The sequence below is a fragment of the Luteolibacter algae genome, from assembly GCF_042683045.1.
Lineage (GTDB): Bacteria > Verrucomicrobiota > Verrucomicrobiia > Verrucomicrobiales > Akkermansiaceae > Luteolibacter > Luteolibacter algae.
This window is the reverse complement of sequence record NZ_JBHUIT010000002.1, coordinates 457,051-477,212: the sequence shown is the minus strand read 5'-3', so window position 1 is coordinate 477,212 and position 20,162 is coordinate 457,051. Positions and strand designations below refer to the sequence as shown.

Sequence of the window (20,162 nt, the reverse complement as noted above, 5' to 3'; positions counted from 1 at the left end):
TAAATACGAAATAGATGTTACGATATAAAATGCCTCTAAAAATTCTCATTCAGCTGATCCCTTGGCTGCTAGTGTTGCTCCTGGCTTTGGTCATCATCCTGCCCGCCTGTTCCTCAAAGCCCGATACGGTCAAACGGGTGAATGAGTATCGCAACGCCCTTTCCGGCACCGACGGCAACCTGCTTCCCGGCGGCAACCCGCTTGAAAAAGAAGCCATTGGAAAATTCACGGAGTTTCTCCAGCGCATTGGCGACAAAAAATTCATCGAGGAGAATACCGCACGGGTCTATGCATCGGATGCGTATCTGAATGATACAATTGTCACCCATCATGGGCCTGATGAAATCAAAGCTTATTTTCTCGAAACATCCGAGACCATGGACACCTACGAAGTGACCATTGAAGATATCGCCAGCTCCGGAGCAGAACATTATGTCCGCTGGACGATGGTTTTCAGCGCCCCGCGTCTCAATGGTGGCAAGCCCGTCCACTCTCTCGGCATGAGTCATGTGCGTTTCAATCCGGAAGGCCAGGTCACCATGCATCAGGATTTCTGGGATTCCGGGACGAATATTTATGGCCAGATCCCTGTTCTTGGCGGTGCAATTGAAAGCATCCGCCGCCGTTTCGAAAAATAACCCCCCTTCCCCCATAAAAAAATGCTCGCACGAGCTAGAGCTTTTACCTCCCTACTCGGCCATTGGTGGGATTCCGACTACCGTGCTCCGGGCTCGCCCGATCCTACGACTCTACCAGACAAGGTGGATTGGCAGCGGACTCTTCCCTTCATCTTTCTGCACGTTGGATGTCTTGCGGTCATCTGGGTAGGTCTCAGCCCAGTCGCGGTGGCGGCTGCGGTTTTCCTCTACTTCCTCAGGATGTTTGCCATCACAGGCGTCTATCATAGATATTTCTCACACCGGACTTATAAGACCTCCCGCGGATTCCAGCTCATACTGGCCATTCTGGGAAATACCTCCATGCAACGCGGTTCCCTTTGGTGGGCGGCAAACCACCGCCATCATCACAAGCACTCCGACGAAAAGGACGATATCCATTCTCCGCGAATCAGCGGGTTCTGGTGGTCACACATCGGCTGGCTCACCTCGAAGCGGAATTTCCCCACCAACTACAAGGCGATCCCGGATCTCGTTAAATTCCCGGAACTGGTTTTCCTCAACCGCTTCGACCAGCTTGTCCCCATCGTTTATGGTATCATCATACTGGCGATCGGCTGGACGTTGGAGCGCTTTGCGCCAAGCCTGGAAACGACGATGTGGCAGTTCTTCATCTGGACTTTTTTCATCTCCACCACACTGCTCCTACACGGCACACTTTTCATCAATTCACTTGCGCATGTGTGGGGAAAAAAGCGGTTCATCACAGAGGATGACTCCAGGAACAATTTCTTCCTCGCCATCATCACATTGGGAGAAGGCTGGCATAACAATCATCACCGCTACCCACATTCAACACGCCAAGGCTTCCTCCCTCACGAGATTGATCCTACCTACTACCTGCTGAAAGTTCTGTCGAAAATGAAACTTGTCTGGGATTTACGCCCCGTGCCGAAAGCAATCATTGATGAGGCGAAAAACCTTCCCTCCGCCAAATAAAAAACGCCCCGTGCCAGACAAACCAACCATCGCTATCATCGGCACCGGGATCTCCGGACTGGCCTGCGCCTATTTCCTGAAAGACGATTTCGTGCTTTCGATCTTTGAGAAAGAGCCCCGGACCGGAGGACATTCCAATACTGTGGAAGTGGAGGAAAACGGAGAGCGCTTACCGCTCGATACCGGATTCATGGTCTACAATGAGGTCACCTATCCACATCTCACTCGCCTTTTCAAATCCCTCGATGTGGCGACCAAACCGACGGACATGTCTTTTTCCGTGCAGCACATGCCCGCCGCTCTTGAGTTCAATGGAGGCTCCGTGAACCTTCTCTTTTCCCAGCGTAAAAACCTTTTCCGCCCCCGGTTCTGGAAAATGCTACTCCAGATCAATCGCTTTAACAAAGAGACCATCGCAGAGCTGGCCAATCCACAATACGCGGATATGACGCTCTCGGAATACGTGGATGCACGTGGCTACGGCCGCGACTTTCTCAAATGGTATCTTTCACCAATGGCTGCCGCCGTCTGGTCCTCACCACCGGAGCGAATCGACTCATTCCCGGCCCGGACGCTGATGAGATTCTGGCACAATCATGGCTTCCTCGGCCTGGACACCCAGCATCCGTGGCGGACGGTTTGCGGAGGCTCGCGCGAGTATGTGAAAAAGATCACCAAAGATCTTTCGCAGCACATCACAAAGGCAAAGGAAGTCAGCGCGGTTTACGGGACGACTCTGGAATTTTCCGATGGCAGCTCGCAGACATTTGATCACGTCATTTTCGCCTCCCACGGCGATCAATCCTATAAGTTACTCAAAGATCCATCGGCACTGGAAGCGGGTGTCCTCTCCCGATTCCAATACCAATCGAACCAAGCCATCGTCCACACAGATGCCAGCTTTATGCCCCGCACCCGCAGAGCTTGGGCAGCCTGGAACTACCGGGTCGAAAGCAGCTCCCGGGGCGGCGAGATGCATTCCACCCACTATTGGATGAACAAGCTCCAGGGAGTTTCCAAAAACCAAAATTATTTCGTCTCCATCAATCCACCGGATAATATCGCGCCGGAAAAAATTCACCACCGGATCCAATACGAGCACCCGCTCTTCACATCTTCCGCCATCAGCGCACAGAGCCGTATACCGGAGCTCCACATTGCCGCCGGATCGACCCGGAGATATTATTGTGGAGCCTGGCAAAGATACGGATTCCATGAAGACGGCATCTGGTCGGCCCACAGGTTGTGTGCCACACTGCTCGACCGGGATCCCTGGGAGAAATCCGGTTCAGATACCCGTAGTGCTCCAGCCCCAACCACTAGAAAACGTGCCGGAGAATAAGCCAGCCACGGACTTCTTATACGAGTGCAGTATCAATCACACTCGCGTCTTACCGAAGAAACATCGCTTCGATTACCGGGTCTTTATGCTGGCGGTCGATCTCGATCGCTTCCCAAAACTTTCACTGCTTTCCAAAAATCGTTTCAATCTATTTTCAGTGGATCAGCGGGACCATATCAATACAGACCCGTCCAAAACCCTTCGGGAAAATCTCATCGCATGGCTCTCACAGCAGGGACAAAGCATCCCCGGGGATTCCAGAATCCATCTGGTTACCTTTCCGCGCATTCTCGGATACTCGTTCAATCCTGTGTCGTTTTACTACATATACAGTAAGGAGAACCAATACCTAACCGCGATCGCGGAAGTGACAAACACCTACCGGGAAATGAAACTCTATCATCTCGGAGGCGTTACGGATGGGAAGATCGATCACCATACCGCCAAGCGCTTCTATATCTCGCCATTCTCCAACCCAAATGATTCTTTCCGGTTCCGGCTTGGTGGACTTTGCAGAGACTGGCGGGTCAACATCGATAATCTCTCGGGCACAGAGGTGACACTCTTCTCCTCCATCCGTGGCCGCAAGCGGCCGATGACTGATTTGCGACTGCTCTGGTTTGCAGTAAAATATCCGCTACTCTCTATCCTGATCATCATCCGCATTCACTATCAGGCACTGGTGCTGTTCTGCAAAAAAGTGCCGTATTTCAAGAAAACCACAGATATCCTTCCCGAAAGTCGACAAGCGTCCAAATGAAATCAACCTCTCTTCCCATACCGCACGAAACTGTCAACCGGATGGAAAGCCGCATCCCGGAAACATTGCCGGAGCGAATCGTGCTCTCGCTCTTTAAAAAATTTCCCCATGGCGGACTTGCCCTCACCTATCCCGACGGTGGCGTCCTGCATCTCGGCAGTCAGGGAGAAAAAATTACTGCATACATAGTTATCAGAGAAACAAACGAATTCTTCAAACGATGCGCATTCTACGGAAACATCGGAATGGGAGAAGCCTATACAGACGGCATATGGGACACTCCGGATATTGCCGCAGTCATTTCGTGGTTTGCGCTGAACATGGATGCAGTTCAGGGCGACGATACCGACTCATCCACCTTACCGGGAGTGAATCTCCTCAAAATCGTCAACTGGTTCCGGCATCTCAAGCGCTCCAACACGATCGAAACCTCACGGATCAACATCGCGGAGCATTATGACTTGGGCAATGAGTTCTACGCCAGGTGGCTGGATGAAACCATGACCTACTCCTCCGCGAAATTTATCAGTGGGAGCGAAACACTGGCAGAAGCCCAAAGGGAAAAGTATGATTCACTATGTAGAAAACTCCGCCTGACATCGGCTGATCATGTATTGGAAATCGGCTGTGGATGGGGCGGATTTTCCCATCACGCCGCAGAACACTATGGATGCCGTATCACCGCTGTCACCATCTCGGAGGCGCAGGCGGGATTCGCCCGTGCCAGAATCGAGAGAGCAGGGCTAGCCGATCTTGTGGAAATCCGCGTGCAAGACTATCGGCACATCTCCGGCTCCTTTGACAAAATCATTTCTATCGAGATGCTGGAGGCTGTGGGTCACAAGTTCCATGGATCCTTTTTCTCAAAGTGCCATGAAGTTCTGAAACCCCACGGGTTGTTAGGCCTCCAGTATATCACCGTGCCTGACAATCGATACGAGTCCCTCACCAAGGGCGTCGATTGGATCCAACGTCATATTTTCCCCGGCTCCCTCCTCCTCTCTGTCACGCGGGTTGGCGATGTCTTGGGCAAAACTGGAAACCTCTTCCTGCACCATTTGGAAGATCTAGGTGCGGATTACGCGAAAACCCTCTCGGCGTGGCACGAAAACTTCAACGGAGCACTGGAGGATATCCGTGAATTAGGTTTCGACGAGAGATTCATCCGCACTTGGAATTACTATCTGAAATACTGTGAAGCCGGCTTCCAAACGAGAAATATCTCAGTGGTCCAGGCGGTCTACACCCGACCGAACAATCTTACCCTGGTCACGCCGGCCGACAGAGCGGGAAGTTGAAAAATGACAGTCGCAACGTCAGATAAAGGACCACCCTCCCGCCTAAGGCGCTGGGTCATCACTCCGGTCCTCAATCAGCTCAAACAAGGCACCTCTCCGGAAAAGCTTTCGTGGAGCATCTCACTTGGCATCACGTTGGGAATTTTTCCAATCATGGGCAGCACGTCGCTAGTTTGCTTTTTAGCGGGTTATTTCCTCAAGTTGAACCAACCGCTTCTCCACCTTTTCAAAACCTTCACCTACCCGTTTCACATTGCTTTCATTATCATTTTCATTCGTCTCGGTCAGCGGATGAACGGCGTCGCCCCTCTTGAATTTTCCATCAAAGAACTGGTCGCGAAATTCCGCGAAAGCCCCCTCGAGTTCGCGGGGGAATTCGGCATGGCAGCACTCTACGGCATCGAAGCCTGGGCGATGACTTCAGTTCTCCTGATTCCGCTGATCTACTATATTTCCCTACCTATCTTGAAAAGACTTTCCCGGAAACGACAGGAAGCTGTGACAATCCAGATTGAATCATGAATCTAGAAATCTACATAGCTCTCGCAGCCAATCTTCTCCTTTTTGGCGGAGCCTGGGCCTTCTGTGTGAAAATTAAAAATTTTTCACCTGTGGATGCTTTCTGGGCAGCCTCCATCGGGCTCACTTCTCTTTATTTCCTCCTGGCAGGCGGAAATATTGATAGCAGGAAAATCGTGGCCGGATTACTCATAGGAATTTGGGCTGCCCGTCTGGCGAGCCATTTGTTCAAAAGGATTTTGAAACACCATCCCGGTGAAGATTCACGTTACGGAAAACTCAGAGAACATTGGGTGGGGCGAGTCAACATTATGTTCCTGCTCTTCTTTCTGGCTCAGGCAATATCGGCATTTCTGCTCGCCCTACCCTTCTATCTCGTCTCGCTGGATACGGATACCGAGTGGTCCTCCCTACACCTTTTTGGAGCGTTGGTCGCCTCCATCGGGCTTTACGGAGAGGCACTTTCAGATCAGCAAATGGCGGACTTCAAAGCCACGAACCATTCTTCGGAAGCGATTTGTAAGAATGGCTTGTGGAACTATTCCCGGCATCCGAATTACTTTTTCGAGTCTGTCATCTGGATCGGTATCTTCATCTTCGCCTCCGGCTCACCGTGGGGCTGGGTCAGTCTTTACGCACCCGTCGCGATCACTTTCCTCCTACTCAAAGTAACCGGAATTCCGCCAACTGAAGCCTCAGCTTTGAAGCGGAAGGGCAGTGCATACCGGGAGTATCAGCGCACGACTTCAGCATTCATTCCTCTCCCTCCCAAAAAGTAATCCGCCATACCATTTATGAAATCCACCGATCTTCTAACGACAGGAAAAGTCCCGGACAGCCTTATCAGGCTGGGTATTCGCCACCGGCTTGCCAACACCATCTCACCTTTCGAGCAGCTCGATCCGGAAGAACGACAGTTGAAACTCATCGCACACATGGAAGGGCTGAAAAACATGCCAATCGCAATATCGACAGATGCGGCCAATGAGCAACACTACGAACTTCCCACCAGATTTTTCCAGCGCTGCCTCGGTCCGCACATGAAATACTCATCCGGCTACTGGGAAGAAGGTGTCATTGATCTTGCGGAAGCAGAATCGCGTATGCTGGAGATCACAAGCCAGCGTGCGGATCTCCGCAATGGCCAGAAAATCCTGGAGCTAGGATGCGGCTGGGGATCGCTCACGCTTTGGATGGCAAAACATTACCCGGACTCGAGAATCACCGCTGTCTCAAATTCACGCACGCAAAGAGAACATATTTTGGAGCAGGCAGAGAGGAGGAATCTCTACAACATCGAAGTTATCACAGCAAACATGATTGATTTCGAAGGTCTCGGGGAATCTGTTTTCGATCGTGTGGTTTCTGTGGAGATGTTCGAGCACATGAAGAATTACCAGCTGCTCCTTCAGCGGATTTCATCATGGCTCAGACCAGAGGGAAAGCTCTTCGTCCACATCTTCACTCACCGGGAAAACGCCTATCACTACACCGCTGAGAACGACGATGATTGGATGGCAAAATACTTTTTCACTGGTGGACAGATGCCCTCCGATGACCTCCTGCTTTACTTTCAGGACCATCTTCGTATCGAGCAGCACTGGCAGGTAAGCGGACAGCATTATCAAAAAACTTCCGAAGCTTGGCTGAGAAATATGGATGATCACAAAGACGAGCTTTTCCCACTCATTTCAGAAACCTACGGACCGGAAAACGCCATCAGATGGTGGACCTACTGGCGGGTGTTCTTCATGGCTTGCGCAGAGCTGTGGGGCTATCGCCGTGGCAATGAGTGGATTGTTTCCCACTACCTTTTTAGTAATAGAAAGGCGTAGTCCGAGGCGCGCAGTGCTTTACCGGGAAATTCACCACCCACCACCACCGCCGCCTCCTCCGCCACCACCGGAAGAACCTCCGCCGGAACCACCGCTCGAGCTAGGTGACGCAGCTGATGAGACCAGCGCACTCCCCACGGCTGCGCCCAATGCCGCACCGGTTAGAGCATTATTGAGATGGTTCGTATTTCCACTATAGAAGCTGGGCCGGTAATTATGCTCACCCTGGACTTTGCTGGCGGCGGATAGGATTTCATCGAATTTTTCGGACCATTTCTGATCAACTCCCAGTGCCAGGGCATAGGGGAGAAACCTCTCGAAGAGTTCGGGGGTCTTTTCCGGCGGATTCTCCAGATTCAATCGATCCTCCTCGGCCACGGAGAGATATTCTTTGAAGCCATCGATCTCATCCAGCACCTTGCGACCATCCGGCGTCGGAGCTTTGATGAGGTAATGGAAAAGAATCGCCATAACGATGATTGTCAGTTGGAACACCGCGCACCAAACACCTCCGGACTCCGAAATCAGCCAGAGCACGAAACCAAAAATGGGCGTTACTATAACGAGGCAGATCGTGAGCATGCCCCGTAGCGAAAGGATCCCGGAACGAGTTTTTGCCGCGAGGGAGTTTAGAAAGAATCCGAAAGCGACTGACCAGACCGAGTAAAGGTATACCTTTCCCGGCTCCTCCGCCGGCACGATCATCAACATCATCCCGGCCACGCATGGCAGCATTCCCAAAAGCCAATATTTCACATGCGTTTTGAAAAAACGCCCGTGCGTCATTTTCTTCAGAGCCTTGTGGAACTGATTTTTTGCCGAAGAAATAATCGAATGATTCTTCGGGTCCAAGATGAGTTCATCACCTTCCGAGAATAATTTATCGAGAAGAACCGCCTCATCAGGTAACGGACTCTTCGGGCACGTCTGTGCAGTCAGCTTGAATTTTTCACTCGGCATTCCTTCAATCCTCAGAAAGCCCTGGGATGCAAGCGACATGACTCCGGCAGTGAAGCATGGATCATCAAATCTCATGAATTTGATATACCTGACCACCGCGGGCGAAAAACCGGCTGGCGGCTCCCATCGCGGCACGATCACTCCCTTGGCAGGATCCCGCCCGACCAAAAACCATGCATATACGAAGGTTCCGAAACCTGCGAGGACCACTGCCATCCCTAGAAAAAGCAGTAAATTTTCCTTCCAGAACCCGTCATTCTCGTAAACGCTCGCATCAAGCATCCCGGGTGCCCATCTGGCTACGACGGTCAACCCCTCACCAATCTGGAATGGCTTGGTCGTGGTAAAGACGACGCTTTCTCCCTGCTCGTTCTTTTCATAAGCCTGCCCAGTCTCCCCCTTTGCTCCTGTATATGCCGTAGCATTCCGAACCCTGATACCCTCGGGAAGAAAGATGCTCGCCCTGACTTCGTCGATTGGAAACGCCCAGTGATTTCCTGTAACGTTCCAATAAAGCTCATCACCTTCCTCATCAAACCACAGCTGCCGCCCGGTGCGATACCTGAGGACATATTCGTGCACGGTCCCGGGCTTCAGGATCACATCCGGAGATCCGATCCAGATCCGCAATCCGCTACCCATTTTTTCCTGGCGGAATGGCTCGTGGGAACCGTTACGCGTCACTTCCTGGAGCTTGAAGGGTCTCCGCTGTCTGAGTCCCCACCGTGAAACATAGTTCTGCGGAAAATCCCGATAGATACCCCGACTGATATTTATACCTTCGACATTTACCCGGATGGTTTCGGTCACGTCCAGCCAGCCGTCCCGGCCGACTTTTACTTCACTATCGTAGCTGAGAATCCGCTCTTCTGCCGCCAATGTGAATACCGTCAGAAAAAAGAGTATCAGCACTCCCGGTGTCAAAAAATTCCTCATGGATTCAGTGGTTGATCTCAATTTTCGGTGCAAGCCTTTCAACACTGCTTTCCACCTCGAAAAACTCGCCTTGCTGGAAACCAAACGCGCCCGCGACAAGATTCGACGGAAACGTCTCAATCGCATTATTCAGCTCCCGGACCGCGCCATTGTAATAACGTCGGGCATATTGAAGCTCATTTTCGATCGTTACCAGCTCCTCGGTTAATTGGCTGAAACCTTCATCCGCCTTCAGGTCCGGATAAGCTTCCGCCACCGCAACGATCTTCCCAATCCCGGCACCCAGGCGACTCTCCACTTCCGAGGCATCGCCGGCACTTTTTGTCGTTAATGCTTCGCGACGCTTCTCCATCACTTCCGCAAGAGCGATCCGCTCATGATGGCTATAGCCGGACACGACTTCCACCAAGCGCGGAATGAGGTCGTGACGCCGTTTCAACTGCACTTCCACACCGCTCCAGCCTTCCCGCACGCGGTTTCGATTGGAAACCAAGCGGTTGTAGAAAAAAATCACTCCACCTGCCAAAACGGCAAGTCCTCCGAAAACCAAGTAATACGTCATTTCCGTCAATTTTTTGCATCGTCATGCCCCAGTCCACAATGATCTGCTGCCGCCGCCAGCTGTTTAGCCTCTGCGGAAAACGACCCGGTAGATCAGCAGGATCACAATAGCGCCGCCAGTGGCGGTAATGATGCTTGGAAGATTGAGCCCATCCGCGGCACCCATCCCTGCAAAGCTACCTATCCAGCCACCCATGAATGCGCCGCCGATCCCCAGGATAATAGTGATAATCCAGCCGCCGGGATCTTTCCCCGGAATGATGATTTTCGCCAAAATTCCTGCAACCAGTCCTAATCCGATCCACGTTAAAAATCCCATGATGGGAAAATCGTAGGCATCGGGAACGCGCTCTGTCAGTGATTTTTACGAAATCAGCCTATCTCGGCTCCATCCCAGAGAGCACTGAGTTCGGAAATACTTTCGTTGAGCAATTCCATATCGAACTCATGGACATCCATTCCGTGTCCCAGGTCCTTGAGGAGCAATACGGTCAGCTCGCCTCCCAGATGCTCGCGGAACTCATCCAGCCCTGCCAGAACCCTGCGTGAGCCGTCCTCCTCGGTCCAATCAAGCGCCGGGTGATAGACCTTGAGGTCTAGCCCCTCGAGCACATTGAGAATACGCGCGGCTTTTTCCATACTCAGAAAGCCTTTCTTGGAGGAATAAACGGTATCGAGCGCCAATCCCACAGCAACGGCCTCCGCATGCGAGACCTGATAGTTGGTCAAAGCCTCGATCTTGTGCGCCGCCCAGTGGCCGAAGTCCAGCGGCCTGCTGGATCCTGTCTCAAAAGGATCACCTCCCATGGCGATATGCCGGGCATGGAGCAACGCAGAGCGCTTGACGCACTCTTCAAACGCACCGCGCTCCAGATTTGCCAATGCCTCAACATTTTTCTCAATCCATTCAAAAAATTCACCATCCTTCACCAGCGCGACTTTTACCGCCTCAATCAACCCGGCAACGCTGCTCTCCTCATTCTGGCTTTCGAGAAAATTGAAATCATTGATTACTGCAAAAGGGACGGAAAACGAACCTACCCAGTTCTTCTTTCCAAAGGCGTTGATCGCGCTTTTCACACCGACACCGCTATCATCCTGGGAAAGCGTCGTCGTCGGGAAGCGCAGCAAACGCACCCCGCGATGTGCTGTGGAAACCGCAAAACCCACCGCGTCCAGAAAAGCTCCTCCACCGATCACGATCACATAGGAATGCCTGTCGATATGGCCGGCATCAATCTCGCCCCACACTTTTCTGACCAAGCCGTCGTCCGCCTTGCAGCTCTCTCCACCTTCAAAAATTTTCACCCCGCGGAACTCGAAATTCCGCTCCGCAAAATATCCGTGAATGTCATCCACCAGATTTTTCCAAAGCGAAGCAACCGCATCCTCCAGAAAAACCAAGACCCGTCTTCCGCCACCTTCATCCAGCACATCCGCGAGGGACGAATTCGTAGCAGTGAACGCACCGTGCGTGAAAATCACTCGGTGCTTGAAGGTAATTGGAATATCAAAATCGTGGCGATCCATGGAGCCGGCTTGCTGTAGCAGCAGTTGTTACCCCTCTTTACCGTCATCGGCCAACCTTTCTTTCCCCCACGGGCAAATCTGTCTGTATTCCCCAGGCCGAAAAGCTATACAACCGCCATGCAAGAAGAGATCACTTTGTTCGAGTCCAAATGGCTGGGCCTATATAGAATCGGCAAATGGGATTTTGTCCGCAGGCCGAATTCCGATGCCTGCGTAGGGATTCTCGCGATCACCGATGAGGAAGAAATCCTTCTTGTGGAGCAATATCGTTTCCCACTCGGAAAGAGCGTGATCGAGATTCCCGCAGGCCTGGTGGGCGATGAAGAGGAGTTCCGTGGTGAATCGCTTGCGGCGACAGCAGCTCGGGAGCTCCTTGAGGAGACCGGCTATCGTGCCGGCGACATCCGGCATATTCTCAGCTCACCCACGTCCGCTGGTATGACTCCGGAGATGACAAACCTTTTCCACGCCACAGAGCTTTCCAAAGAGACTGAGGGAGGCGGCAACGAGGGGGAAAATATTACCGTCCACAAAATCAAGCTCAGCGCGCTACGCGAGTTCCTCTCGGAAAAAATGCAGGCGGGACTCTGCGTGGACTTCAAGATTCATGCCGCACTCGCCGCTGCAGGCATTTCCTTCTAGAGCTCTTATCCGGTGCCAACTCCGGCGCGATATTTTCCAGTGATTGTTTTCCCCTCTTGCGGTGTGCAATGGCGGGTGATTGGATCAATTCATGAAAAAACTCTGCATTCTTTTGATCATCCCTCTGCTTTGTCATTGCGGCGGGGGCTTTGGCGGGACCAGCGTCACTGGCTCGCCCTCCGTGGTGAATGTTTCCGGCTGGGATCCCAAAGAAGTCCAGCGTAGTGGCGATCGCTACTCACAGCACGATGTATCAGCATTAAGGCGCAACGGGGGACAAGCTCTCATCGCCCGCTCGGCAAAGGGGCCGCTGCTTGATGACAAGTTCGGTGATTTCCTGAAATCGGCGGACCGGGAGAGCATGATGCTCGGTGCATATCATTTCGTGACGATGGATCAGGATCCTGCCGCACAGGCGGATAGTTTTGTCAGCCGTGTTCGTGCCACGGCACGAGCCAAAGGAATTTCGGGTAAAAAGGTGCTCCTGGTTGGTGATTTCGATACGAACTCCACCCCGGACCGCCTGGTAAAATTCATTGAAAGGGTGCATCAGCGGACAGGGATTTATCCCGTTACCTATTTGGAAAACAGTGATGGGCTGCGGAGCCGCCTGAGGAACGCGAGCCCTGAGCAAAAACGTGTGATCCGGCGATCACCTTATTGGCTGGCACTATACGGCCCCGGTGGCACCGAGCGCACAATGTCCCGTTCCGGTGCACTTACTCCCGACAAACTCACCGAGCTCTACGATATCTGGGGAAGCTGGAGTATGTGGCAATATGGCGGCGTGACCTGGGAAAACGGCAGATCCCAGCCAAAGCATTACAACACCAGCTCGTGGAGAAGCCCCACCTACTACGGCAGCCTGGCACATCCCTTGGAGCGGAACGTTTTCAAGGGAGACGATAGGGCACTGCGCGCTTTTTGGGAACGGCACAGCATCAGCCTGTAACGGATTTCACAGCTGATCGGCGACAGCTTCGGCAAATCCCGAGGTCTGTGATTCGGTATCTTTCAGGCGGATTCTACGGGATCTGGCAAAATCCGGATTGAAGACCGTCCGCACCAGCTTTTCGACTTCCGCTTCATCGGAGAAAGCAATGTTCAGCTCCCGGTTGATCCGCATACTAAGCACGTCCAGATTGGCGGATCCCATGGTGGCCCAGCCATCGCATACCATGACTTTCATGTGGGTCATCCGCGGGTAGCGATACAGCCTCGCACCTGCCTCGATCAAGGTTCGCGCCGTGGCTAGATTCCCGGCATCCATGATGGCGGAGTCTCCCTCAGCCGGTAAAATGACCCGCACATCCACCCCGCGCATGGCGGCGGCACGAACTGCCAGCACCACCTCATCGTTCGCGAAATACGGATTTTCGATATAAACGCGCTTTTTGGCACCCTTGAGGGCGAGGAGAATCGAGTCCCGGATTTCATGTTTTCCTATGCCGGGCTCCGTGCGGAGAATCCGCAAAGGGATGCCGTTCCCCACCGGAGAGGGCTTTCTGAAAGCTTTCGGCGCGGAGAGTAGCGCCAAATCGCCGAACTTTCCGTTCTTCCTCCAGGTTTTGCTGAAAACGCTTGCTAGCTCCGCCACAGCCGGCCCTTCGACGCGGACCATCAAATCATGCCATTCGTTGTAGTATTCACGGCCAATGTTCATGCCGCCCAAAATCGCCGTGCGGTCATCAAATACCAATAGCTTCGTGTGATCAGCCACGAGCCACGGGTTCAAGGTCATCCGCACCTGCACCGCTGAGCCATCCCGAAGATACGCCCGCATATCCGGCGGAGGGGAAAAGTCCTTCGGCGGCGCGGTGATCGGGCTGGAAAGATGTGCCGTGGCACTCCCGAAATCATCATACAACACCCTCACATCCACATCCTTCGATCGTTTTTTAAGCTTATCCGCATAGCGGACCGCTATATCATCGTTATCAAAAATATACACCTGGACATTGATTGATTTCCGGGCACTCGCAATCTGCCTGTCAAATTCCGGGAAAAAACCATCCCCATCTACCAGCCATTTCAGCGTCCCATTGACAGGTCCCGGAAAATCCTGCTCGTCGAGCAAATCCTCGAAAGCCCGCGTTCCCGGTTGTTGGGAAATTGTTTCCAGCGGAACAAGCTCCGCCGGGATGTTTCCCACGACGACTTCACGCGGTCTGTTCCACAATACGGAAAGTCCCTGGCGAGCCGAAGTCACCGGCTGGCGCACAGCTGCCAGCACCGTAGCTCTGAAAGTGGTCTTAGCGAGGCTCTTACCTGCCATCATCGGATCAAGTGAAACCGTTTTGGGAGGAGAATTCTGCGCACTCGGACCTGCCAGGCTACCGCATGAGCTAAGCGAGGGAAGAATCACAAGCGCAGCTCCGCAGAGGAAAAACGTTCGGGGAAAGGGAAGCATGGTGAAACAGAGCACAGCACGAGATAGCCAGCAAGCACTTGAATTTCCGTCACCCAACAAACGGATCATTTGAACCTTTCCCGACCTGTGCGAGTTTCTACCCGGGAACGCCTCTCCCATTTCCAAGAAACGAAAAACATCAACCTCCCTGAATTATGAAATTACCTGACCCAAAATCCCTCGCCATGATCGGAATCGGCCTCTTGGTCCCTGCACTTGCAGCGCGCCTTGCACGCTCCGTTGCCGGAAAAGGCTATCAGCTCTTAACGCACGAGGACGCCCCTAGAAACCCGGCCCACCCGCAGGTCGAGTGGAAGGAAGCCATTATCTGGACAGTTGTTTCCGGAACGATCGGTGGTCTCGCCAGATTATCCGCCAGACGATTGCTTGCCGAGACCATCATCCCCGCCGAAGGAGATGACATGGAAGGCGAGGTGGACAAGCTAGCCTAAAAACCGTCCGCAGACGACTTATGATCTCTCTCGGATTACTGAAGGAAACGTTCAAGGAATTCCAGAAGGACAATGCAATGCGTCTGAGCGCGGCATTGGCCTATTATTCGGTTTTTTCCCTGGCGCCTCTACTTATCATTTCCATTTCCATCGCTGGAGCGATCTTTGGCGAAGATGCTGCACGCGGAGCAATCGAGTTCCAGCTTACAGATGCCATCGGCCAGGAATCGGCAAGGGCTGTGCAGGAAATGATTCAAAACGCCCACCAGGACGACAAGGGAATCTTTATGACCATTATCGGCGTTCTGATTCTCCTCGTAAGTGCCTCGGGGGTTTTTGCTCAATTGAAGGATGCGATGAACACCGTGTGGGACCTCAAGGTGAAACCGGGAACCGGAGTCAAAGTGATGGTGAAGAGCAGGTTGCTCGCGCTTTCGATGGTGCTTGTCATCGGCTTCCTGCTGTTGATCTCATTGATACTCTCCACGGTCACCGCGACGCTGATCAGCTGGGTGGGCAAGGCGCTTCCCATACCGGGTTTTGTTTTTCAAACCGTCAGCCTTCTGGTCTCCGTGGGGATGGTGACGGTCCTCTTCGCCATGATCTTTAAGATCCTCCCGGACGCGGATGTCCAGTGGCGTGATGTCTGGAGCGGAGCGTTTCTAACCGCGGTCTTGTTTTCCATCGGCAAAATGGTCCTTGCGCTCTATCTGGGCAGGCAGGAAGCAGCCTCCACCTACGGTGCCGCCGGCGCTCTCATTCTGCTCCTCAGCTGGGTTTATTACTCCGCGAATATCCTCCTCCTGGGTGCCGAGTTCACGCAGGTCTACGCACGCCGCCGCGGCAGGAGGATCGAGCCCACGAGCGTCGCAGTCCGGCTTCACTAAACTAAAGCCTCCTAGGCTGCGTCTGCTTTTTTTCTCCGCAGAACCCGGGCGGCAAGATGGAGGATATCCTCAAGTATCAGATAAACACCTGGCACCAGAAAGAGAGTAATCACTGTGGCAAACAAGATCCCGAAGGCTAAAGAAACTGCCATGGGCACAAGGAAACGCGCCTGAACATCTGTCTCGAGGATCATCGGCATGATCCCTACGAACGTTGTCAACGATGTCAGCAGAATCGCACGGAATCTACGCCCGCCGGCAGCAATTGCCGCGTCTTGCAAGGTATCGGATTCATCACGATGCCGGTTGACATAATCCACCATCACAAGGCTGTCGTTGACGACCACACCGGCCAGAGCGACAAGCCCGCACATCGACATAATGCTTAGATTCATGCCGAGCAAAGCGTGTCCCCAGATCGCCCCGACCAAGCCAAAGGGGATCACAGACATGATGATCAGAGGCTGCAGGTAGGAGCGTAGCGGAATGGCAATCAGCACGTACATCGCGATCAAGGCCCCTACGAAACCAATCCCCATTTCACGAACACTGTCTGCCTGGTCCTTCTGCTCCCCCTCGAAGGAATAGCGGACACCGGGGAATCTCAGTGGGATCTCCTCCAGCACTTTCTCGGTGTAACCGGCCACGACTTCGTTCGCATTCACTCCCGGCTCCACATCCGCAGTGATTTTGATCGAGCGCTGTCTGTCCGTGCGGTTGATCACCGCCGGCCCACGTCCGGGTTCCATTTCCGCAACCTGCGAAAGTGGCACCTCATCTCCCTGTGGGGTGCGGACTTTCATATTTTCCAAGCTATCAAGAGTTCGCCGTGCCTTTTCCGGAAAACGGACCATGACCTTCACTTCATCGCGTCCTCGCTGCAGGCGTTGCACCTCGTTTCCATAAAAGGCATCTCTCACCTGGGAGGCCACATCCTCCAGGCGGAAGCCCATCGCACGCCCCGCTGGAGTCAGCTCGCGAAACCTCAGCTCATCTTTCCCCGCGCGGTTCGAATCCGAGATATCAATCACTCCCGAGAAAACTCCCAGTCCTTCCTTTGCGAACGCTGTAGCCTCGACGAGACGTTCCAGATTCGGCCCGGTCAGGGTAACGTCGATTGCATTTCCGGCAGATGCCGTTTCCGCCTGGATGCTCAGCTCCACCACACCTGGTAAATTCCCCACCAATCTCCGCCATTCCGCCACCAGCTCTTCGGAGCCAATCGTGCGATCCGCCGCCGCTGCAAGCTCCAGCGTCACTTCACCCAAATGCGTAGCCGTCGGCGGACCACCCACGGCAATACCTGTTTGGAATGGCTGGGTGCCGGCACTACTAAGGACGTGTTTCAAAATACTCTCGCCCTTATTGGTCTGGTATTTCTTCGAGAGTTCTATCGCCGCCGCCTCGATCCTTTTGACCACTCTTTCCGTTTCTTCAAAAGGCACTCCCTGCGCCAGCTCCACCTTCGCACTCAGTATATCGCCCTCCACCTCCGGAAAGAACTTGAACTGGATTTGCCCGGTGGCCACCGCGCCAAGGGTAAGCACCAGCACCGAAATAAAAGTCGCGGCAGTCACATAGCGCCAGCGCAGCGCGGTTCTGAGCGCCGGCTGGTAAACCTTTTCCACAAAGGTCTCCAAGCCGTTGGCAATCTTCCTCTGAATGCGGAACAGCACGTTGACCTTTTTCGTATGGTCCTGTGGAGAAAGCAGCGCCAAATGGGCAGGCAGGACGAACTTCGATTGCAGCAGGGAAAAAAGCAGAGTCGGGATCACCACCAGCGGAATGTTCGGCCAGATTTTACCGCTCACCCCGCTCAGCCCCAGCATCGGGGTAAACGCCACCATCGTGGTAAGAACCCCGAAGACAACGATCGTCCCCACCTCGCTTGTCCCCTTCCATGCCGCCACACTGGGATGTTCTCCTTTTTGAATCCGGGTATAGACGTTTTCCCCCGTCACAATCGCATCATCTACCACAATTCCGAGCACCAGGATGAAGGCGAAGAGTGAAATCATATTCACCGAGACGCCAAAGTAGGGCATCATCCATATCCCGCCCGCGAAGGAAATGGGAATCCCGAGCGCGACCAACAATGCCAGGGAAGGACGTAGAAAGAGCGTTAGCACCCCCAGCACCAGCAGCAGGCCCATGATCGCATTCCGCTTCAGTAGATCGAGACGACCGAGAAGATACACGCTTTGATCATTCCACACGGAAAGCTCCACCCCCTCTGGCAGGCGGGACCTTGAATCCCTCACATAGGTCCGCACCAGTTCGGCAAGTTCCAGCGTATTTTCATCGCCGACACGGAACACATTGATCACCAGCGCATTTTTTCCATCGAAACGGCTACTGACATCCACATCCTCAAAGCCATCGACAAGCTTCGCGATATCGCCCAGCCGGATGACGCTACCATCTGCCATGGTTTTCACCGGCACATTTGCCATTTCACTGGCCTCGTAGCGCTTCCCGAGGGCCCGCAATATCACCTCCCCGCGCTCCGTTCTCACAGATCCACCCGGCAGATCCAGCGTGCTGCTCCTCACCGCCTGCGCGATATCCGAGAGACGCAGGCCAAGCTTTCGCAGCCTTTCTTCGGAAACCTCGATGGAAATTTCATACGGTCGCGTGCCGGAAATGGAAACCTGGCTGATCTTTGGCACCCCGTTGAAAGCTCGTCCGAAAACGCCGCCAAGGGAAGTCGCACCCGGCGCCTCATAGGTCAGCAATTCATCCCGCACCCGTTCTGCCAATTTCCGGATGGTCGTCTCGTCGGTATCCGCAGTGAGCGTGACACTCATCACCGGAGCCTTGATCAAAATCTCTTCCAACACCGGCGTCTCCGCCTCCTCGGGAAAATTATCGATCGCGTCCACCCGGGATTTCACATCACTCATCAAGGAACGCACGTCGTAACCTGTCTGCACTTCCACCACGACAGTCCCGACATTCTGCGCACCTGTCCCGGAGATTTTTTTTATCCCTTGCAGATCCGCGATTGATTCCTCCACCGGCACTACCACACCGCGTTCGGCCTCCTCGGGAGTCGCGTTCGGATACGGGATCCGCACCGATATCGCATCAATGGAAACTTCCGGGAAAATCTCTTTTTTCAGTTTAAACCACGTTGCAAAGCCAGCAATGACGATGAGCAACATGATAAAATTCCCCGCTACATGGTTACGGGTGAACCATTTGACCGCGTTCATTTGCTTTCTTCCGCTTCAGCAGTTTTCCCGTTCTCAACCATCACTTCCATGCCGACCACCGGTCCGGAAAGACGCGTCATGCAAACGCGGTCTCCAGCTTCCAGCCCCTTGCCAATGACGGCTGTCTTCTCAGTCAACCAAAGGACCTCCACGTCCCGGAAATCAATTTTACTCTCATCATTCACCGTGATCACACGGTCCCCCTCCAGCAAGCCGCGGCGGGGAATTTCCGCCACATTCTGCAGAGTTTTCCCGTCCAGCTGCGCCAGAACGAACAAGCCCACCGGAGGAAGGGGAAATTCGCCTTCCGCGCTCCGCTCCACCTTTACCACGATGTTTGCAGAGAGCGTTTTCCGCTCGATTTCGGGATCTACACGCACGGGGACCGCCTTCCAGTGGAACGTTTCGTTCCCGATTTTTCCACTAAGATCGGCATGCCCCAGAACAGCTCCATTTTCGTCCCGCGAGAGGAACCCGAAATCCTCCATACTCAGGGGAAGGCGCACCTCCAGATCTGCGTTCGCGTAAAGCTCGGCAACCATCGTGCCGGGGGCCACCACAGCACCAATTTCCACATCGGCTGATCTCACGGCCGCGTCAAAGGGCGCTAAAATCTCCGTCCGCTCGATATCCCGCCGCGCTCTCCGGGCATCTTCCCGCGCCGCTCCCGCTCTGGCTTCCGCAGCCGCAAGCTGTGGACCGCGCAGCACCAGCGGGTTAATCGGCTCACCACGGCCAAGCTTCTTCCAATCGAGCTCCGCCTGCTCGACACGGGCCCGCTCCTGCTCCAGGGCCAGCTCTGCCTCCGCGAGCGCCACTTCCGCACCGGCAAGTGCCGCCCGATAGTCCGAGGGATCAATCTGCACCAACCGCTCACCTCTCTTTACCACACCGCCGCGCTTGAAGTTCGGTGAAACCTCCATCACACGGCCGCCTACTTCCGCCGCCAATCGGGTCTCCCGCGAGCTTTCGATGACGCCTTGGGTTTTGATCTCTGTCACATAATCGCGGCTTACGACCTCGATGACCTCAACTGCCGGAATGACACGCTTCTTGTCCTCCTCCTTTGCGACCCGCTTGTTGATCACCAGCAGGATAATCCCAAGAATCGTCGCTCCAATGATCGCTAGCACGAACACGAAGGACAGCACCGCCCTGAGCTCGATCTTTCGCTCTTTTTCCAATTTTTCGCTCATCGT

The 20,162-nt window shown here is 53.7% G+C and carries 19 protein-coding genes; 12 read left to right on the top strand and 7 right to left on the bottom strand.

Annotated features, from left to right (window positions below; all coding sequences use genetic code 11):
* Positions 1–14 precede the first annotated feature (14 nt).
* Genes ACFSSA_RS03300 through ACFSSA_RS03265 form a run of 8 tightly spaced genes read left to right on the top strand, consistent with a single transcriptional unit; the run spans position 15 to position 7,370 of the window.
* The gene (locus ACFSSA_RS03300) at positions 15–638 is read left to right on the top strand and encodes a nuclear transport factor 2 family protein (RefSeq protein ID WP_386818349.1); all 624 of its coding nucleotides are present in this window, start codon (positions 15–17) and stop codon (positions 636–638) included.
* Positions 639–659: 21 nt separating this feature from the next.
* A complete protein-coding gene (locus tag ACFSSA_RS03295) occupies positions 660–1,616 on the top strand; it encodes an acyl-CoA desaturase (RefSeq protein WP_386818348.1) in 957 nt (318 codons plus the stop codon).
* A 10-nt stretch (positions 1,617–1,626) separates the two neighbouring features.
* A complete protein-coding gene (locus tag ACFSSA_RS03290) occupies positions 1,627–2,958 on the top strand; it encodes an NAD(P)/FAD-dependent oxidoreductase (protein WP_386818347.1) in 1,332 nt (443 codons plus the stop codon).
* Positions 2,945–3,718, top strand: coding sequence for a DUF1365 domain-containing protein (locus ACFSSA_RS03285; RefSeq protein ID WP_386818346.1), 774 nt, complete (start codon positions 2,945–2,947; stop codon positions 3,716–3,718). The genes ACFSSA_RS03290 and ACFSSA_RS03285 overlap by 14 nt, the downstream gene beginning before the upstream one ends.
* Positions 3,715–5,016 (top strand): class I SAM-dependent methyltransferase, encoded by a 1,302-nt coding sequence (locus ACFSSA_RS03280; protein WP_386818345.1) that lies wholly within the window; start codon positions 3,715–3,717, stop codon positions 5,014–5,016. The genes ACFSSA_RS03285 and ACFSSA_RS03280 overlap by 4 nt, the downstream gene beginning before the upstream one ends.
* A 3-nt stretch (positions 5,017–5,019) precedes the next feature.
* Positions 5,020–5,538: a DUF2062 domain-containing protein gene (locus ACFSSA_RS03275; protein WP_386818344.1), complete on the top strand. Its 519-nt coding sequence runs from the start codon at positions 5,020–5,022 to the stop codon at positions 5,536–5,538.
* Positions 5,535–6,314: a DUF1295 domain-containing protein gene (locus tag ACFSSA_RS03270; RefSeq protein WP_386818343.1), complete on the top strand. Its 780-nt coding sequence runs from the start codon at positions 5,535–5,537 to the stop codon at positions 6,312–6,314. Before ACFSSA_RS03275 ends, ACFSSA_RS03270 begins: the two co-directional genes overlap by 4 nt.
* A gap of 15 nt (positions 6,315–6,329) precedes the next feature.
* Positions 6,330–7,370, top strand: coding sequence for an SAM-dependent methyltransferase (locus ACFSSA_RS03265; RefSeq protein WP_386818342.1), 1,041 nt, complete (start codon positions 6,330–6,332; stop codon positions 7,368–7,370).
* A 30-nt stretch (positions 7,371–7,400) separates the two neighbouring features.
* Here ACFSSA_RS03265 and ACFSSA_RS03260 read toward each other — a convergent pair whose 3' ends face one another.
* The 4 genes from ACFSSA_RS03260 to ACFSSA_RS03245 all read right to left on the bottom strand — a co-directional run bounded on the left by ACFSSA_RS03260 (position 7,401) and on the right by ACFSSA_RS03245 (position 11,357).
* Positions 7,401–9,266 (bottom strand): DUF2207 domain-containing protein, encoded by a 1,866-nt coding sequence (locus tag ACFSSA_RS03260; protein WP_386818341.1) that lies wholly within the window; start codon positions 9,264–9,266, stop codon positions 7,401–7,403.
* Positions 9,267–9,270: 4 nt separating this feature from the next.
* The gene (locus tag ACFSSA_RS03255) at positions 9,271–9,828 is read right to left on the bottom strand and encodes a LemA family protein (RefSeq protein ID WP_386818340.1); all 558 of its coding nucleotides are present in this window, start codon (positions 9,826–9,828) and stop codon (positions 9,271–9,273) included.
* Positions 9,829–9,891: 63 nt separating this feature from the next.
* Positions 9,892–10,146, bottom strand: a complete 255-nt coding sequence (locus ACFSSA_RS03250; RefSeq protein ID WP_386818339.1) for a GlsB/YeaQ/YmgE family stress response membrane protein — start codon at positions 10,144–10,146, stop codon at positions 9,892–9,894.
* A 53-nt stretch (positions 10,147–10,199) separates the two neighbouring features.
* Entirely contained in the window at positions 10,200–11,357 is a 1,158-nt protein-coding gene (locus ACFSSA_RS03245) for a 3-dehydroquinate synthase (protein ID WP_386818338.1), read from the bottom strand.
* Positions 11,358–11,474: 117 nt separating this feature from the next.
* Between ACFSSA_RS03245 and ACFSSA_RS03240 the strand changes: the two genes are divergently transcribed.
* Positions 11,475–11,999, top strand: coding sequence for an NUDIX hydrolase (locus ACFSSA_RS03240; protein ID WP_386818337.1), 525 nt, complete (start codon positions 11,475–11,477; stop codon positions 11,997–11,999).
* 91 nt (positions 12,000–12,090) lie between these two features.
* Positions 12,091–12,951: a GH25 family lysozyme gene (locus tag ACFSSA_RS03235; RefSeq protein ID WP_386818336.1), complete on the top strand. Its 861-nt coding sequence runs from the start codon at positions 12,091–12,093 to the stop codon at positions 12,949–12,951.
* Positions 12,952–12,957: 6 nt separating this feature from the next.
* On the opposite strand, the gene ACFSSA_RS03230 is transcribed toward ACFSSA_RS03235, so the two are convergent.
* Complete coding sequence (locus ACFSSA_RS03230) at positions 12,958–14,409, bottom strand: phospholipase D-like domain-containing protein (protein ID WP_386818335.1); 1,452 nt, start codon at positions 14,407–14,409, stop codon at positions 12,958–12,960.
* 155 nt (positions 14,410–14,564) lie between these two features.
* Between ACFSSA_RS03230 and ACFSSA_RS03225 the strand changes: the two genes are divergently transcribed.
* Complete coding sequence (locus ACFSSA_RS03225) at positions 14,565–14,861, top strand: DUF4235 domain-containing protein (RefSeq protein WP_386818334.1); 297 nt, start codon at positions 14,565–14,567, stop codon at positions 14,859–14,861.
* 20 nt (positions 14,862–14,881) lie between these two features.
* A complete protein-coding gene (locus ACFSSA_RS03220) occupies positions 14,882–15,748 on the top strand; it encodes a YihY/virulence factor BrkB family protein (protein WP_386818333.1) in 867 nt (288 codons plus the stop codon).
* A gap of 11 nt (positions 15,749–15,759) precedes the next feature.
* Here ACFSSA_RS03220 and ACFSSA_RS03215 read toward each other — a convergent pair whose 3' ends face one another.
* Both ACFSSA_RS03215 and ACFSSA_RS03210 read right to left on the bottom strand, forming a co-directional pair.
* Positions 15,760–18,963 carry an efflux RND transporter permease subunit gene (locus ACFSSA_RS03215; protein WP_386818332.1) on the bottom strand — a complete coding sequence of 1,068 codons (3,204 nt, stop codon included), beginning with the start codon at positions 18,961–18,963 and terminating at the stop codon, positions 15,760–15,762.
* The gene (locus tag ACFSSA_RS03210) at positions 18,960–20,159 is read right to left on the bottom strand and encodes an efflux RND transporter periplasmic adaptor subunit (RefSeq protein WP_386818331.1); all 1,200 of its coding nucleotides are present in this window, start codon (positions 20,157–20,159) and stop codon (positions 18,960–18,962) included. Before ACFSSA_RS03210 ends, ACFSSA_RS03215 begins: the two co-directional genes overlap by 4 nt.
* Positions 20,160–20,162: the final 3 nt, after the last annotated feature.

Bases quoted from the DNA above. Each gene is read 5' to 3' on its own strand.
- ACFSSA_RS03300 (WP_386818349.1), top strand. From the start codon at position 15: ATGTTACGATATAAAATGCCTCTAAAAATTCTCATTCAGCTGATCCCT.
- ACFSSA_RS03225 (WP_386818334.1), top strand. From the start codon at position 14,565: ATGAAATTACCTGACCCAAAATCCCTCGCCATGATCGGAATCGGCCTC.
- ACFSSA_RS03270 (WP_386818343.1), top strand. From the start codon at position 5,535: ATGAATCTAGAAATCTACATAGCTCTCGCAGCCAATCTTCTCCTTTTT.
- ACFSSA_RS03245 (WP_386818338.1), bottom strand. From the start codon at position 11,357: ATGGATCGCCACGATTTTGATATTCCAATTACCTTCAAGCACCGAGTG.
- ACFSSA_RS03275 (WP_386818344.1), top strand. From the start codon at position 5,020: ATGACAGTCGCAACGTCAGATAAAGGACCACCCTCCCGCCTAAGGCGC.
- ACFSSA_RS03210 (WP_386818331.1), bottom strand. From the start codon at position 20,159: ATGAGCGAAAAATTGGAAAAAGAGCGAAAGATCGAGCTCAGGGCGGTG.
- ACFSSA_RS03230 (WP_386818335.1), bottom strand. From the start codon at position 14,409: ATGCTTCCCTTTCCCCGAACGTTTTTCCTCTGCGGAGCTGCGCTTGTG.
- ACFSSA_RS03265 (WP_386818342.1), top strand. From the start codon at position 6,330: ATGAAATCCACCGATCTTCTAACGACAGGAAAAGTCCCGGACAGCCTT.
- ACFSSA_RS03220 (WP_386818333.1), top strand. From the start codon at position 14,882: ATGATCTCTCTCGGATTACTGAAGGAAACGTTCAAGGAATTCCAGAAG.
- ACFSSA_RS03235 (WP_386818336.1), top strand. From the start codon at position 12,091: ATGAAAAAACTCTGCATTCTTTTGATCATCCCTCTGCTTTGTCATTGC.
- ACFSSA_RS03260 (WP_386818341.1), bottom strand. From the start codon at position 9,266: ATGAGGAATTTTTTGACACCGGGAGTGCTGATACTCTTTTTTCTGACG.
- ACFSSA_RS03255 (WP_386818340.1), bottom strand. From the start codon at position 9,828: ATGACGTATTACTTGGTTTTCGGAGGACTTGCCGTTTTGGCAGGTGGA.
- ACFSSA_RS03240 (WP_386818337.1), top strand. From the start codon at position 11,475: ATGCAAGAAGAGATCACTTTGTTCGAGTCCAAATGGCTGGGCCTATAT.
- ACFSSA_RS03295 (WP_386818348.1), top strand. From the start codon at position 660: ATGCTCGCACGAGCTAGAGCTTTTACCTCCCTACTCGGCCATTGGTGG.
- ACFSSA_RS03250 (WP_386818339.1), bottom strand. From the start codon at position 10,146: ATGGGATTTTTAACGTGGATCGGATTAGGACTGGTTGCAGGAATTTTG.
- ACFSSA_RS03280 (WP_386818345.1), top strand. From the start codon at position 3,715: ATGAAATCAACCTCTCTTCCCATACCGCACGAAACTGTCAACCGGATG.
- ACFSSA_RS03215 (WP_386818332.1), bottom strand. From the start codon at position 18,963: ATGAACGCGGTCAAATGGTTCACCCGTAACCATGTAGCGGGGAATTTT.